The organism is Bacillus cereus group sp. Bc010 (assembly GCF_027716745.1).
GTDB classification, from domain to species: Bacteria; Bacillota; Bacilli; order Bacillales; family Bacillaceae_G; genus Bacillus_A; species Bacillus_A pacificus.
Genome location: NZ_JAQFUY010000009.1, coordinates 75,732 through 89,622, shown reverse-complemented (window position 1 = coordinate 89,622; position 13,891 = coordinate 75,732). Strand labels below are relative to the sequence as shown.

Below are 13,891 nucleotides of genomic sequence, written 5' to 3'. Positions count from 1 at the left end.
AAATAAAAGTGTATTCGCTATATAAAATTACTAGAAAACATATCCTTCTCCCATCCAGACTATACTGTCGGCCCTAGAGTTTCACTAGATCCACCGTTTTCGAGTTGAAAACGGGTCACGGACTTAGAAGTTTGCACTTCATCACCGCCGGTTGGGAATTTCACCCGACCCCGAAGGATGCTGTTTGCTCAAATTATAGCACAAAAAAGAAAAAAGGCTAGTAAAAAATGTTCGAATGTGAAGAATTGTGTGAAAATATATGTATGCTGGCATGAGGACAGAAGTATTAGAAATGTTGTAAGGAGAAGGGATGTAATGGAGTTGATCAAAAGAAAAAACATGCACAAAAAAATGTGCATGTCACATGTGAAATTATTCTGCCTCTGGTGCTCTAACAACAGATTCAAATTTTCCTTTATGCGAAGCATCGCAATAAGGCATATTTTTTGATAAACCACAACGGCATAAAGAAAATGCCGGTTTTGCTGGGAATACATTCCCTTGTGAATCAACTAATTCCACGTCCCCTGTAACGCGAAAAGAGCCATTATCATTTACTTTAATTTGTACTTTAGCCAACGCTATCCCTCCTTCCCAAACGCTTAATTTCATCATATAATCAAGAGAAGTACTTGACAATATGAAAAGAGCACTTTCTTTGGAAGAGAAGAGAGTGTTATAATGTTTTTTATAACTGACTAGAGTAAGGTGACGAAAGATGGATAAACAATTACGTACATTACGAAATATTGCAAATGAGCGCACGTGGGCATCATTTTTGAATGATAATCATCCATATAGTTTGTTGCACTGGTCCATTGCTGGTGTAGGACAAGAGTCAAAGGATGTTTGGTTACTGCAAGATGAGGTAACATTTCAAACGACAGAATTTCCAACGTTAGATGATGCAATAAAGTGGATTTCTGAAAATATGGAACAAGTTACAGACGTTTTAGCGCAATAAAAAAACAGGCTTATGCAAGCCTGTTTTTTGTTTCTTTTACATATGCGTTTAAAAATTGATCAATGGCTGCTTCATACTCTTCTTTATTTTCGTTATAAGAGCAAGCGTGTGCGCCGTGTTCTGCAATATAAAGTTGTTTATTGTTTTCTTTTGCTTCATAGAGTGCTTTCGTCATATCAGCTAAAATATAATCATCATCTTTACTATGAATAAAGAGGACGGGATTGTTAATGTTTTTTATACAATCGATTGGTGAAACTTCACGAATCGTATAACCGTCACGCACTTTTAAGAAAGCATTTGCTAAAGGTAATAAAGGCCATTTCGGTAAATGGAATTCAACCTTTAAACGGTGCTGTAATTGTCCGTAGAAATCAGAGAAAGGACAATCTGCAATATAGAAGTCAGCACCATCTTCTACAAGTCCTGCGTACTGAAGAAGTGTTGCAGCGCCCATCGATTCACCATGAATACCGAGTGTTATATTTGTTCCAAAACGACCTTTTAGCCAGTCAACTACAGATTTTAAATCATGTTTTTCATAGTATCCATAGCTTGTTGTTTTTCCGCCAGTTTTACCATGACGACGATGATCATAAATAACGACATTATATCCTCTGTTTAAAAATAACCTTGCATATTTTACAGAGTTCATTTTATTTACAGTTACGCCGTGACAGAAAATCATAAACTTATTGGAATGACCAGCAGGAATGTAATATCCGTGAAGATCATATCCGAATTGCGAAGGAATATGAATTTCTTCTTTATGAAGAGCATCAAAATCCTCTATACGAAAATGTTTTTTCGTTTCTCTTTCGAGTATTTCTTCCTCTGTTTTTTTCTTTAAGTACATCACCTTATTTGTAAAGAAAATCCCAAGGGCAGTTATCGCACCTAGTATAGTAAACAATGCTGCAAAAAAACGTTTCATACTTTACCTCATCCTCCAAATACCGTTACATGTGATACACTTATATTGTATCACAAGGATAGAAAAGGGGAGAAATAGGAAATGGTGCATATACAAAAAATTACGCCAGCGATGAAAGAAACAATCCGAATGTTCATGTGTGAGAACTGGGGGAGTTCATTGATGGTTTCACGTGGTAAGGAGCATCAATTAGAAGAGTTGCCAGGATTTGTTGCGCTCTCAGAAGACAGAATAATCGGAATTATAACGTATGAATTGATTGGAAATATGTGCGAAATTGTATCGTTAGATAGCTTTGAAGAAAGAAAAGGAATAGGGACAAAACTTGTGGATTGTGTATTACGAGTTGCAGAAGAAGAACAGTGCAGGCAGGTTTGGCTTATAACAACAAATGATAATATGAATGCGTTACGTTTTTACCAAAAACGTAATTTTTTAATGACGAATTTATATGTAAATGCAGTTGAAGAGGCACGAAAAATAAAGAAAGAAATTCCTCGCATTGGGTATGATAATATCCCGATTTTACATGAAATTCAATTAGAATATAGTTTAGTGTAATGATGTAACAATTTTCAGAAATATAAGTTATTAACCTTGACGAATATTGTAATTTAGGTTACCGTAAAATTGTAATCTATTACCATATTAAGGGGTGACGATGTGGCAACTATACGTGATGTTGCAAAATTGGCAGGTGTTTCAGTCGCAACCGTTTCACGAGTTATAAATGAAAAAGGATACGTTCATGAGGACACAGTAAAACAAGTAAAGGAAGCAATTGAGGAATTACGTTATAGGCCAAATAGTGCAGCAAAGCCACTATTTAAAGAAAATTCAACGATAATTGCATTACTTGTAGATAATCTATATGACCCATCAAACATCACTTTGCTACATTGTATTGAGGAAATAGCGTATAAAGAAGGATATCAAATTATTGTTTGTAATATAGAGAATAAAGATAAATACATACATATGTTGAAGGGAAATAACGTTGCAGGTGTTATTTTGACAAGATCCGTTTTTAAAAGTATAGGAGAAATCCCACTTCCGTTTGTTGTGATTGATGAAAAAAAATCCCATGCAAATTATTATGAAAGTGGCCAAAGAGCGGTCTCTTTATTAAAAGAAAAAGGTTGTCACTTTCTTGCTTATTTCGGTGAGGGCGAAGATAGTGAAGAAATGGAAGAGTACATATCAGGATTTTTAGATGCTGTTTGGGAGGAAGGAATCTCTTATCGAGAAGAATGTGTACAAGGGTATACGAATAAACAGTTTGTTACGTTATTGCAAAACAATCCGTATGTAGATGGAATTGTAACTTCAAGTGATAAGATTACTTTTGAGTTAATTCGAGCAGCAAAAAAATTAAATATCCGTATACCGGATAAAGTGAAAATTATTGGAATAAACGGGAGTATAGACAGTGAATGGGCAGGTCCGTCATTTATGCAAATGGAAAGTTGTAGCGAAGAAAATGGGAAAATAGCGTTGCAACAATTAAAGAGAAAAATAAAAAAGTAAAAGGTGCGTATAAAACGCACCTTTTATAATGTAATTGCGGCAATAAATCCGAATATAAGTAACGGTATATTATAATGCAGAAAAGTTGGTACACATGTATCCCATATATGATGGTGTTGACCATCAGCGTTTAAACCAGATGTTGGTCCAAGTGTACTATCTGATGCTGGAGATCCTGCATCTCCTAGCGCTCCGGCTGTACCGATAATGGCAATGGTGGCCATTGGACTAAATCCAAGCTGCATGCAAAGGGGTACAAAAATTGTTGTTAAAATAGGGATGGTTGAAAAGGATGAACCAATTCCCATCGTAACGAGAAGTCCAATTACAAGCATAAGAAATGCAGCGAGTGGTTTGTTGTTTCCAATTATATGTGCACTCGTTTGCACAAGAGATTCAACATGTCCTGTTTTTCGAAGCACAGCTCCGAATCCAGCGGCCGCAATCATAACAAAACCAATAAAGGACATCATGCGCATTCCGCTTGTTAATATCGCATCTGCTTCTTTAAGAGGTAGACTACCACTTACTGATAAGACGATAATCCCAGCTAAAGCACCGAAAATCATTGATTCTGTTGCTAATTGAACAGTTAATGTGGCTATGATAGATAATAATCCGAAAGTAATGCTACGTTTTGTATAGGGAACGATTTCATTTGCGGTAGTATGAATTTGTTCTGTTTCATACGTACGAGGTTTTCGGTACGTAATGAACACCGCTACACATAATCCGATAATCATACCGATTGCTGGAATCGTCATTGCTTTTGGAATAAGCGCGACATCAAATGTAAGACCGCTTTGCGCAGCATTTGTTTGCAATACGTCATGATAAATTTTTCCGAACCCTGCTGGAATCCACATATAAGGAGTAATCAATCCGAATGTAATAATACATGTAACAAGTCTGCGATCCACTTTCAGCTCATTTAATACTTTTAAAAGTGCTGGAATTAAGATGGGGATGAAAGCGATATGAACAGGAATCACATTTTGTGAGAAACAAGCCATCGTTAAAATGATGAATAGAATAAGTATTTTAGAATAAACTTGTTTTTTCGTGTCTTGTTCATTGCCAATCCATTTTAATGCCGTTTGAATCATGGCATCTGGAAGTCCTGTTTTGGAAAGAGAAATAGCGAAACCGCCAAGCATTGCATAACTTAAAGCGATTGGAGCACTGTTTCCAAGACCAGTTGTAAAAGTGTTAATCGTTTCTGAAATACCGAGTCCGCCGATAATTCCGCCTGTTAAAGCTCCAACAATGATGGCGACAATGACCTGGACACGTAATAAACTAAGCAATAGCATAACTGCTACTGCAACGAGTACAGCATTCATAATAAATGTAATCTCCCCAAAATTTTATTGTGTTAAGGTAAGTAAATATGAAGCACCTTGCTATATTTATACATAGTTGCGACATATTATTATAAATTGTTTTTTATGAAATGTAAAAGAGCCTTTTGTTACTAATGGTGAAAAGCTAGCTCTTGTTTAATGGATTGTAAAGAACGAGCGAATAATTCTGGCTCTTCTAAATCGGGAGAATGTGCTGAATTTGGGAACCAAATCATCTTTTTTATCGGTGCTTCTATTACATCACAATATTCCTGAACGAGTGCATAAGGAGTTTGATAATCATAGCGACCAGAACAAAAATAAACTGGAATAGATAAACTCGTAATAGAAGAAAAGAAATCGATTGTCAACATTTCTTCCCATAAAACGCCAGATTTTAAATTCCCTGCGAGAAACTTGAACCAATCTAATAGCGTATATTCAGGGGAAAAGAAGCCTTTTCGTATGAACGAAAAGGAAGATCCGTTTTGGATTGCTCCTCCGAATGTGCCAAGCCATTTTCTTTGAATAATAAGGCGTCTCGTATCTAAAAATGGCGGTTTTCCTAATTTTAAAAGGGACGCTAATGCTTTTTTATGATTATGTTTTTTTGCAGAACGAATTAAATGCTGATATAGTAATTCTTCGTTTTGTTTCATATGTACAATTTGCCCAATACCGATATAAGCCTCGATATATTGTGGATAATGGTGTGCTATGTTAAGCCCGATAATACTTCCCCAAGAATGACCAGCGAGAAATAGTTTCTGTTTATTGAACTTTTTAAGTACATATTGAATCACTTCTTTTGCATCGGAAATGAATTGTTCGATTGTAAAATTTGCTCCGAAATCTTTCATTGAAAAGGATTTACCTGCCCCGCGCTGATCCCAATTAATTACGATGAAGTGTTTCTCCAATTCTTTTTGAAAATGACGAATAAATCCGATTTGTGCCATGCCTGGTCCACCGTGACAGCATAATAAAATAGGCTGCTCTACGTTTTGCCCGCGCATAAGGAGAGTTTGTTTTCGGTTGTTAATCATAACGCTTTCCATCGTAGCGATACTATTAGGCATGAGTTTTTTATTTTTATTATAGAACTGCGGGGTATTGCTACGAAAAAGCATATTGAAAACCTCCTTTTCTAAAATCGTATGAATCGCACAGGCTATTCGTTTTGCATATACTGTTAGAAAATCATTGTAACATACCATACTAGTGTCATTTCAACACGGGAGGAGGGAAATTGTGACGATTGGAGAAATTATCGATTGTTTAAATAGGCGTGAATCCATCGCTATTATAGCAAAACGTCTTGAAATAAGCCCGTATACATTATCGAAGAAATTAAGATTGATTGGATACGAATATGATGGAGAACAGAAAAAGCGTATTTTTGTAGGAGATGGAGAAGAACCGCGTCACTTACAACTCCAAGAAGCGACAGCCCTTCAATATGCGAAAACGGATTATCAACTATTAATTTATGAACAATTACAAAGTATTTATGAGTTATTAAGAAAGAAAGAAGAAGTAATTGCGCCCATGATGAATATAAGTACAGAAAAAAAGAAACGTACCTTTTCTATTAATAAAGAAATATTAGCAAAACTAGACGTTATATCAGAATCGAAAGGAATTCAAAAATCTAAACTTGTAGAAGAGGCGTTACAACAATTTTTACAACAATATGATTTTAATAACACATCACATATTGATAACTAAAGAAAAGGATACTATGTTCATTGTCAGAACGAGTATCCTTTTTAGGTTTCACATATATGACGGATAAAATAAAAGGTCCATGTGTATCTTTTACGATGAAAAATTAAGGTTGTTTATTATGAGTGTACTTAATTTATTTTTTGAATTCTACCATCGATAATTGGCTGAATAGGTTCTTTTAATTGTTTTACGTAATCGACTAGCGCTTCAAAGTCGTTTGGACCAGTTTCTGCATTTTTACCATTTTTAAATGATACAAATCCATCACCGCCAGAAGCTAAAAAGGCATTTGCCACTACGCTATACGTTTTAGATGGAGATAATTCTTCACCGTTTGTTAAACGTATATTTGTAACTTTTTCACCGTTTGGTTTATTTGCATCCCACGTATATTGAATACCTGAAATTTGAAGCATTCTCGTCGTACCTTTTTGCCATTGTTGATTTAAAATGTCACGAATATCTTGGCCTGTTAAATCTACTTTAATTAATTGGTTTCCAAAAGGCTGAATGCCATATAATTCGCCCCATGTAATATCGCCAGCATCTAAGTCATTACGAATGCCACCTGGATTCATAAGTGCGATTTGAGTTTGCATCGTTTGCCGCTGGGCATCGGCAACTAAATTTCCAAGAGTGGACTCACCAGCATCATTTTGTTTACGGTCGATAGGTGCTGTAGATTTTCCGACAACTTCATTTACAAGTGGTGCAATTTTTTCTTTATATTGATCTAATTTTTTCTTTACTTGTTTATCAGGTTCTACACCTTCATGGTATGTTGTAACAACTTCAGCTTTTTTCTTTACAATATCTTTTGTTTTACGATCAATTGTTACATCTACATCTGAGAAAGCCATTCCGTAAGAGTTTGCTTGGACGATTAGTTTATTATTTACAGTACCATTTACATACGTGTGACTATGCCCACCAAAAATAACATCAACTTCCGGATCTGTTTCATTTGCAATTCGAGTAAGGTCTCCATTTGTCACACCAGACTCATCTGTTGTTCCGCCGACATGAGCAAGGACGACAATGGATTTAACGCCAAGACGCTTTAATTGCTGCGTTGATTTATTAATTGCTTCTACTTCGTCAGTGATTTCTACATTTTTAAGCATAGTAGGCATCACCACATTTGGTGTATCAGTTGTAACTACGCCAATGAATCCTACAGGCACACCATTTACCATTTTTACAGTAAATGGCGGTAAAAATAAGCGGCCAGTGGATTTATTATAGAAGTTTGCAGCGACATAAGGGAAATTAGCACCTTTGAAATTTCCTGTTTTTTCGTGATAGCCACCGTAAATGAGACGTTTCATTTCATCGATACCTTCATCAAATTCGTGGTTTCCGATTGTACCAACATCAAATTTTAAATCATTTAAAAATTCAATCGTTGGTTCATCTTGTAATAATGCTGAAACTGGTGGACTAGCTCCGACAATATCACCAGCGTGTACGAGAAGTGTATTCGGGTTTTGTTTTTTACGTTCTTTTAAATAAGTAGCTAAGTAATCAGCGCCACCAGCTTCTTTGTTATTAATTTTTTTAACAGTATCTAGTTGTCCATGGAAATCATTAATACCAAGTATTTGTACGTCTATGTAGCGGTTTTGTTCAGCTGGAGCCTGGGATGGGGGAGCGGCAAATACGGTTGAAAAAGTAATGGTGCTTAAAACGGCAACAGCAGGAATAATTTTTTTCCACATAATATAATTCTCCTTTTTTATAATCTGACATCATACGACATAATTTTAATAGATTCATAGGATTATATCTATAAAAAAATTTGGTTTTTTCGAAAAATTAACATATTTACAAAAGATGAATAATAGAGTAAAGACCCTTTTTTATTGTCGAGTTCATTGTGTATCTACTATAATGGAGAAAAAAGTAAAAGGTGAGTAGTATGAAGAAAAAGAAACAAAGACAAATGCAAAGACAATCGCAAGTGAATCAACAAAAGAAAGAGTCGCTTACATTAGGTGATCAATTAAATGATTCACTCATGCAGCAATTAAAGAATAAGAAGAAAGAGTTGCAAGTAAGAGAAGAGAAAAAAGAGGCAGCTGAACAGGAAAGAAAGCGCCAAGAACAAAAAGAACGTGAAAAGAATAAATCATTTGAAGAACTGTTAAGTGAAAGTAACCTTACTTGGAAAGACTTTAAATAATAACGAAAATGATCAGTGAATAACGCTGATCATTTTTTTGACGAGCTTGTAAGAAAAGGGGAGTTAGAATGAGAAAAATTGTAGTTGTTCCGCATGAAAATCATTGGGGTGAAAAATTTCAAATGGAGGCTGAAAGATTAAAAGCGGCGATGCCAGAAAAGGTGAAGGTCCATCATATTGGAAGTACGTCGGTGCCAGGACTGGCAGCGAAACCAATTATAGATATGATTATGGAAGTAGAGAGTATCGACAGAGTAGATAGGTGGAATGAACGTTTTGAAGAGCTTGGCTATATCGTAAAAGGGGAGAATGGTATTTCAAGACGCCGTTATTTTATTCATGGAACGGAGGAAAAACGCTCGTATCACTTACACGTGTTTGAAAAAGGAAACCCTGAGATAGTAAGGCATTTAGCATTTCGTGATTATATGATGGCTCATTGTGAAGAAGCTGAGGCATATGCAACTTTAAAGAAAGAATTAGCTGAAAAGTATACATATGATGGTGCGTTATATTCGGAAGGGAAAACTGAGTTTGTACGTAATGTTGATGAAAAAGCGAAGAAATGGATAGAAAATAATGTGAATGAATGAGTTCGCATTATTTTAGAAAGTATATAAGTTTATTATGTAAACTGTACATATGTTTTGACTTTTTTGTTGAATCTTGTTCAAATAAAGTGGTGGCTTATAAAAAAATGTAATAATGAAAGGGAGACGACTGTGCACATTCCAACAACTACACTTCATAATGGCGTAAAAATGCCGATGATTGGTTTAGGCGTTTATAAAGCGAAAGAAGGTGACGAAGTAAAACAAGCAGTAAAAACAGCGTTAGAAGTTGGATACCGTTCGATTGATACAGCAGCTGTATATGAAAATGAAAGCGGTGTCGGAGAAGCGGTTCGTGAATCAGGGATTCCGAGAGAAGAGATCTTTATTACAACAAAAGTTTGAAACGATGATCAAGGATACGAGGAAACACTTGAGGCTTTTGAGAAAAGCTTAAAAAAATTACAAATGGACTATGTAGATTTATATTTAATACATTGGCCAATAAGAGGGAAGTATGTTGATACGTACCGAGCGTTAGAAAAGCTGTATGAAGAAGGTAAAGTGCGCGCGATTGGTGTTTCTAATTTCCATAAACATCATTTAGAACTGCTATTACCAAATTGCAAAGTAAAGCCGATGGTAAACCAAGTGGAACTTCATCCAATGTTAACACAATTTGAATTGCGTAATTTCTGTCAAGGTGAGCAAATTCAAATGGAAGCATGGAGTCCGTTAATGAGAGGCGGAGAAGTATTTCAGCACCCGATTATTCAGGATATTGCTACTAAATATGAAAAAACACCTGCGCAAGTTATATTAAGATGGGATATTCAAAGCGGGGTTGTGACGATTCCTAAATCTGTTACACCATCTCGCATTCAGGAGAATTTTTCTATCTTTGATTTTTCACTAACGGAAGAAGAGATGACTCAAATTAATACGTTAAATTGTAATTTACATGTAGGAACGAATCCTGATAAATATGATACGTTATAAAAAGACGCTACCAGTATGGTAGCGTCTTTTTAACGGTGTAATGCGTACGTATCACATTTCACAATTTGCTGAAGCTGTGTATATTCTGCTGTTGTTAACTGTGTTTGTTTACTAGACTGTACATTTTCTTGTAATTGTTGAATAGAGCTTGCACCAGGTATAACAGCTGCAACAGTTTCGTTATGTAAGCAATATTGAATAGCTGTTCCAGTTAAGGCGTTTTCTCCAATTATTTCTTTTACATTCGTAAGCGTCGCATATAATTCATCGTAAGAATAAGAAAGGTAATCTTTTTCTTTTACTTTTTCTATCTTTCTTGCATTATTGTCAGTTAAAATTCCTTTTGCAAGTGGTCCGCGAGCAATGACGCTAATTTGATGTTCATTAAGAAGCTGGAACCATTCTTCAGGGCGACGATTCAAAAGGCTATATTCCATTAGAACACTAACGATATTTGAACGCTTTGCATACTCACGGATGACATTTGGACGTATAGAAGAAATACCGTAATGGCGAATGATACCTTCTTGTTTCAATTCTTCAAAGGCTTCAATTACTTCATCTATAGGATCTTCAATCGTCCCGCCGTGAAGTTGATAAAGATCAATATAATCAGTTTGAAGTCTACGTAAACTTTCTTTCACTTCAGCCTTTATGTAATTTTTAGAAGGATCCCAAGACCAGCCGTTTTTTTCTTCTGTCCATCGATTTCCAACCTTCGTTGTAAGAACAATTTGGTCTCGTTTTCCTTTTAAGGCTTTTCCAACAAATTCTTCGTTTAATCCATAATCATATAAATCCGCTGTATCAAAAAAATTGATTCCTAAATCGATTGCTTCATCAATAATACGCAGGGCTTCTTTTTCAGATGTACCGAGAGACATACAGCCAAGTCCCATTTCTGTCACATATAAATCTGAGTTTCCTAATTGACGTTTTTTCATAAGTCAACCTCCTTCTCCTTATTCTTATTGTACGCAAGGGAAAAGAGGTTGACAAACGTTTACTTTTTAGTTGCTGTAATCCACTCTTGTACAGTTGTATACTCTTTACTATATTGTTTTAGCTTATGGCGAATTTGCCATGCTTTTCCGACTAAGGTGACGCGATTTGGTAAAATATAAACTTTCATTTCTATCACGCTCCTTTCAATGTGGTAAAATGTATGAGGAAAGAATAGGAAATAGAACAGGGAGATGAAGTAGTATGAGTAATCTTGCAGAGAGAACAGTAAAAACTGAGCCGATTTTTGATGGTAGAGTTATAAAAGTTCGTGTTGATGATGTAGTATTACCAAATGGAGCAATGAGTAAACGTGAAATTGTAAATCACCCTGGTGCAGTTGCCATTATTGCTATTACTGATGAGGGGAAAATTGTGCTTGTTGAGCAGTATCGTAAAGCGCTTGAAAAGGCGATTATAGAAATTCCGGCCGGCAAGTTAGAACCTGGTGAAAAACCTGAGGTGACAGCAGTTCGTGAATTAGAAGAGGAAACAGGTTATGTATGTGAAAATATGGAGCTTATTACTTCTTTCTATACATCTCCAGGATTTGCAGATGAAATTTTATATGTATATAAAGCGACAGGTTTGACGAAAAAAGAAAATAAAGCTGCGTTAGATGAAGATGAATTTGTGGAATTGATGGAAGTATCATTAGAAGAAGCAACTACTCTTATGAAAGATCTTCGTATTCATGATGCGAAGACAATGTTTGCAGTACAATATTTACAACTACAAAAATAAACACTCGCCAAAGGCGAGTGTTTTTTAATTAATTTTTGCATATACGCGTGCATCACGTAAGCTACCATCTGGTGCTATGAAATCATTTTCCATTGTACCTTCTAGAATAAATTCTAAACGTTCTGCTAAGTTACATGCATTTGTATTTGTTGCATCAATACGAATTTCAATTCTTCGAGCGCTTAGCTTATCAAAGGCAAATTGAATGGCACCTTTCACAGCTTCGGTCATATAGCCTTGTTTTGTATAAGCGCTATGTAGCCAGAAGTGAAGTGAAAACTTTGGAATATCCCAGTTTTCAGGCTTGAGCGTTATAGCTCCGATGAATGTACCAGATACTTTATCGTATAAGTGAAAATCAAGTGTTTCACGAAGTAAAAACTGCCCGTGAGCGTTACGAACGATTTCTTCAGCACTTTCTTCTGTTTCAGCGTTAATTGGCATCCACGGTACTAAGTCTTCTAGAGAAGCTTGTATTGCTTCATACACTTCTGCACCATCACCTGGAAATGGCTTACGAACTTGTAAGCGTTCAGTTTGAAATAATGTTGGAAAATCTAATAATAATGGTTTCAAGAGAAATCCCTCCTATTCTCTACTTTTTAGTTTAGCAAAGTAGAGCGGAATTTCAATGTTAATTCGTCATACTTTTTTCTTTCTTTCATACATTTTTAGTAAGAGTGTGAACGGAGGGAAGAAAAATGTGGAGAAAAACTTGGCAAGACCGTGTAATGTCTCACATACAGGAAAACTCTTCATTATATATATTTAACGCTGTTTTGTTATTGATGGGAGTAATATTTGGAGCGATTCTTGTAAATAGTTTACAATTAAATCAAAAACAAGATTTATCTTTTTATTTGCAACGTTTTTTTGGACAAGTTTCTAAAGGAGAATTTGCTATTGCAGGCGAAATGTTTCGAGAAAGTTACTTTTCACAATTAAAATACATTGGATTTATTTGGATTTTAGGGATTTCAATTATTGGATTGCCACTCATTTTTATTTTATTATTTGCAAAAGGAGTAGTTGTCGGATTTACAGTAGGTTTCTTAGTAAGTCAGCATGGATGGAATGGATTATTATTAGCATTCGTTTCTGTATTGCCACAAAATCTCATTATCATCCCAGTATTTCTCGTTATGACAACAATTGCCGCAAGTTTTTCCTTACGCATGATTAGGCATCAATTTATACGAAAAATAACTGAGCCGCTATTACCATTATTGATCCGTTATACATGCTTCTTTCTTGTAATTGGAGCGGTGCTAGCTCTTGCTTCTAGTGTGGAAGCTTATGCATCACCAGTTTTAATGAAAGAAGTCGTTGAGGCTATTAATAAACAATAAATACTTTATGAGAATAATTATCAATTTGTTTTTATTGTTTTTCTTTTGACAGAAGCCCTTCTTCTGATATAATGGTGTAAGAGTGGCGAGGAGGGAGTAGTACCGAATGGAAGAAAGAATTGAACGAATTAAGAAGCAATTACATGCAGCGAGCTACAAATTAACACCGCAACGTGAAGCAACAGTTCGTGTGCTGCTAGAAAATGAAGAAGATCATTTAAGCGCAGAAGATGTTTACCTCCTTGTAAAAGAAAAGTCGCCAGAGATCGGATTAGCAACCGTCTATCGAACTTTAGAACTATTATCTGAGTTAAAAGTTGTCGATAAGATTAACTTCGGAGACGGTGTTTCACGCTATGACTTACGCCAAGAAGGTGCGCAGCGTTTCCACCATCATTTGATTTGTACACAATGTGGTGCTGTACAAGAAATACAAGAAGATTTACTTGGTGAAGTGGAAAGGAAAGTAGAACATGACTGGAGCTTTAAGGTGAAGGATCATCGTTTAACATTCCATGGGATTTGTAAAAATTGTCAAGAAAATGAAACGGATGAAAAATAACCTTTT

The 13,891-nt window shown here is 35.6% G+C and carries 17 protein-coding genes, 1 pseudogene and 1 riboswitch; of the genes and pseudogenes, 10 read left to right on the top strand and 8 right to left on the bottom strand.

Features of this window, described 5'->3' with window-relative positions; genetic code table 11:
* Window positions 1-38: 38 nt before the first annotated feature.
* Window positions 39-182: riboswitch (FMN riboswitch) on the bottom strand.
* A gap of 190 nt (window positions 183-372) precedes the next feature.
* The gene (locus PDQ68_RS12980) at window positions 373-579 is read right to left on the bottom strand and encodes a CDGSH iron-sulfur domain-containing protein (protein ID WP_001151582.1); all 207 of its coding nucleotides are present in this window, start codon (window positions 577-579) and stop codon (window positions 373-375) included.
* Window positions 580-718: 139 nt separating this feature from the next.
* Here PDQ68_RS12980 and PDQ68_RS12975 point away from each other — a divergent pair, with 139 nt between their 5' ends.
* Entirely contained in the window at window positions 719-964 is a 246-nt protein-coding gene (locus PDQ68_RS12975) for a YqkC family protein (protein ID WP_000360809.1), read from the top strand.
* A 10-nt stretch (window positions 965-974) separates the two neighbouring features.
* Here the strand turns inward: PDQ68_RS12975 and PDQ68_RS12970 are convergent, their stop codons facing one another.
* Window positions 975-1,898 (bottom strand): alpha/beta hydrolase, encoded by a 924-nt coding sequence (locus PDQ68_RS12970; RefSeq protein ID WP_061183927.1) that lies wholly within the window; start codon window positions 1,896-1,898, stop codon window positions 975-977.
* 81 nt (window positions 1,899-1,979) lie between these two features.
* Between PDQ68_RS12970 and PDQ68_RS12965 the strand changes: the two genes are divergently transcribed.
* Both PDQ68_RS12965 and PDQ68_RS12960 read left to right on the top strand, forming a co-directional pair.
* Window positions 1,980-2,459, top strand: coding sequence for a GNAT family N-acetyltransferase (locus tag PDQ68_RS12965; protein WP_016718431.1), 480 nt, complete (start codon window positions 1,980-1,982; stop codon window positions 2,457-2,459).
* A gap of 102 nt (window positions 2,460-2,561) precedes the next feature.
* Window positions 2,562-3,425, top strand: a complete 864-nt coding sequence (locus tag PDQ68_RS12960) for a LacI family DNA-binding transcriptional regulator (protein WP_061183926.1) — start codon at window positions 2,562-2,564, stop codon at window positions 3,423-3,425.
* A gap of 23 nt (window positions 3,426-3,448) precedes the next feature.
* On the opposite strand, the gene PDQ68_RS12955 is transcribed toward PDQ68_RS12960, so the two are convergent.
* Entirely contained in the window at window positions 3,449-4,768 is a 1,320-nt protein-coding gene (locus tag PDQ68_RS12955; protein WP_000994827.1) for a Na+/H+ antiporter family protein, read from the bottom strand.
* Window positions 4,769-4,899: 131 nt separating this feature from the next.
* Window positions 4,900-5,898, bottom strand: a complete 999-nt coding sequence (locus PDQ68_RS12950) for an alpha/beta fold hydrolase (RefSeq protein ID WP_000898955.1) — start codon at window positions 5,896-5,898, stop codon at window positions 4,900-4,902.
* 121 nt (window positions 5,899-6,019) lie between these two features.
* Here PDQ68_RS12950 and PDQ68_RS12945 point away from each other — a divergent pair, with 121 nt between their 5' ends.
* Window positions 6,020-6,496 carry a ribbon-helix-helix domain-containing protein gene (locus PDQ68_RS12945; protein WP_000151911.1) on the top strand — a complete coding sequence of 159 codons (477 nt, stop codon included), beginning with the start codon at window positions 6,020-6,022 and terminating at the stop codon, window positions 6,494-6,496.
* A gap of 128 nt (window positions 6,497-6,624) precedes the next feature.
* On the opposite strand, the gene PDQ68_RS12940 is transcribed toward PDQ68_RS12945, so the two are convergent.
* Window positions 6,625-8,214 carry a bifunctional metallophosphatase/5'-nucleotidase gene (locus tag PDQ68_RS12940; protein ID WP_000265579.1) on the bottom strand — a complete coding sequence of 530 codons (1,590 nt, stop codon included), beginning with the start codon at window positions 8,212-8,214 and terminating at the stop codon, window positions 6,625-6,627.
* A gap of 200 nt (window positions 8,215-8,414) precedes the next feature.
* Between PDQ68_RS12940 and PDQ68_RS12935 the strand changes: the two genes are divergently transcribed.
* The 3 genes and pseudogenes from PDQ68_RS12935 to PDQ68_RS12925 all read left to right on the top strand — a co-directional run bounded on the left by PDQ68_RS12935 (window position 8,415) and on the right by PDQ68_RS12925 (window position 10,228).
* Window positions 8,415-8,678 (top strand): YqkE family protein, encoded by a 264-nt coding sequence (locus tag PDQ68_RS12935; RefSeq protein WP_000727563.1) that lies wholly within the window; start codon window positions 8,415-8,417, stop codon window positions 8,676-8,678.
* 68 nt (window positions 8,679-8,746) lie between these two features.
* Window positions 8,747-9,271 (top strand): GrpB family protein, encoded by a 525-nt coding sequence (locus PDQ68_RS12930; RefSeq protein WP_001227169.1) that lies wholly within the window; start codon window positions 8,747-8,749, stop codon window positions 9,269-9,271.
* A gap of 129 nt (window positions 9,272-9,400) precedes the next feature.
* Window positions 9,401-10,228: pseudogene (locus PDQ68_RS12925) on the top strand (aldo/keto reductase).
* Window positions 10,229-10,257: 29 nt separating this feature from the next.
* Here PDQ68_RS12925 and PDQ68_RS12920 read toward each other — a convergent pair.
* Together PDQ68_RS12920 and mciZ are read right to left on the bottom strand one after the other, a co-directional pair.
* Window positions 10,258-11,172 carry an aldo/keto reductase gene (locus PDQ68_RS12920; RefSeq protein WP_061183925.1) on the bottom strand — a complete coding sequence of 305 codons (915 nt, stop codon included), beginning with the start codon at window positions 11,170-11,172 and terminating at the stop codon, window positions 10,258-10,260.
* A gap of 59 nt (window positions 11,173-11,231) precedes the next feature.
* Window positions 11,232-11,360, bottom strand: a complete 129-nt coding sequence (gene mciZ, locus PDQ68_RS12915) for a Z-ring formation inhibitor MciZ (protein ID WP_061183924.1) — start codon at window positions 11,358-11,360, stop codon at window positions 11,232-11,234.
* A 74-nt stretch (window positions 11,361-11,434) separates the two neighbouring features.
* Between mciZ and PDQ68_RS12910 the strand changes: the two genes are divergently transcribed.
* A complete protein-coding gene (locus PDQ68_RS12910) occupies window positions 11,435-11,974 on the top strand; it encodes an NUDIX hydrolase (RefSeq protein WP_000067038.1) in 540 nt (179 codons plus the stop codon).
* A gap of 24 nt (window positions 11,975-11,998) precedes the next feature.
* Here PDQ68_RS12910 and PDQ68_RS12905 read toward each other — a convergent pair whose 3' ends face one another.
* Window positions 11,999-12,550: a GNAT family N-acetyltransferase gene (locus PDQ68_RS12905; protein WP_000803491.1), complete on the bottom strand. Its 552-nt coding sequence runs from the start codon at window positions 12,548-12,550 to the stop codon at window positions 11,999-12,001.
* Between the two features lie 155 nt (window positions 12,551-12,705).
* Here PDQ68_RS12905 and spoIIM point away from each other — a divergent pair, with 155 nt between their 5' ends.
* Both spoIIM and fur read left to right on the top strand, forming a co-directional pair.
* Window positions 12,706-13,323 (top strand): stage II sporulation protein M, encoded by a 618-nt coding sequence (spoIIM, locus tag PDQ68_RS12900; RefSeq protein ID WP_223290733.1) that lies wholly within the window; start codon window positions 12,706-12,708, stop codon window positions 13,321-13,323.
* 106 nt (window positions 13,324-13,429) lie between these two features.
* Entirely contained in the window at window positions 13,430-13,885 is a 456-nt protein-coding gene (gene fur, locus PDQ68_RS12895; RefSeq protein WP_000392655.1) for a ferric iron uptake transcriptional regulator, read from the top strand.
* The last annotated feature ends 6 nt before the right edge of the window (window positions 13,886-13,891 follow it).

Bases quoted from the DNA above. Each gene is read 5' to 3' on its own strand.
- PDQ68_RS12920 (WP_061183925.1), bottom strand. From the start codon at position 11,172: ATGAAAAAACGTCAATTAGGAAACTCAGATTTATATGTGACAGAAATG.
- PDQ68_RS12950 (WP_000898955.1), bottom strand. From the start codon at position 5,898: ATGCTTTTTCGTAGCAATACCCCGCAGTTCTATAATAAAAATAAAAAA.
- PDQ68_RS12930 (WP_001227169.1), top strand. From the start codon at position 8,747: ATGAGAAAAATTGTAGTTGTTCCGCATGAAAATCATTGGGGTGAAAAA.
- PDQ68_RS12970 (WP_061183927.1), bottom strand. From the start codon at position 1,898: ATGAAACGTTTTTTTGCAGCATTGTTTACTATACTAGGTGCGATAACT.
- mciZ (WP_061183924.1), bottom strand. From the start codon at position 11,360: ATGAAAGTTTATATTTTACCAAATCGCGTCACCTTAGTCGGAAAAGCA.
- PDQ68_RS12955 (WP_000994827.1), bottom strand. From the start codon at position 4,768: ATGAATGCTGTACTCGTTGCAGTAGCAGTTATGCTATTGCTTAGTTTA.
- PDQ68_RS12975 (WP_000360809.1), top strand. From the start codon at position 719: ATGGATAAACAATTACGTACATTACGAAATATTGCAAATGAGCGCACG.
- PDQ68_RS12935 (WP_000727563.1), top strand. From the start codon at position 8,415: ATGAAGAAAAAGAAACAAAGACAAATGCAAAGACAATCGCAAGTGAAT.
- fur (WP_000392655.1), top strand. From the start codon at position 13,430: ATGGAAGAAAGAATTGAACGAATTAAGAAGCAATTACATGCAGCGAGC.
- PDQ68_RS12940 (WP_000265579.1), bottom strand. From the start codon at position 8,214: ATGTGGAAAAAAATTATTCCTGCTGTTGCCGTTTTAAGCACCATTACT.
- PDQ68_RS12965 (WP_016718431.1), top strand. From the start codon at position 1,980: ATGGTGCATATACAAAAAATTACGCCAGCGATGAAAGAAACAATCCGA.
- PDQ68_RS12910 (WP_000067038.1), top strand. From the start codon at position 11,435: ATGAGTAATCTTGCAGAGAGAACAGTAAAAACTGAGCCGATTTTTGAT.
- spoIIM (WP_223290733.1), top strand. From the start codon at position 12,706: ATGTCTCACATACAGGAAAACTCTTCATTATATATATTTAACGCTGTT.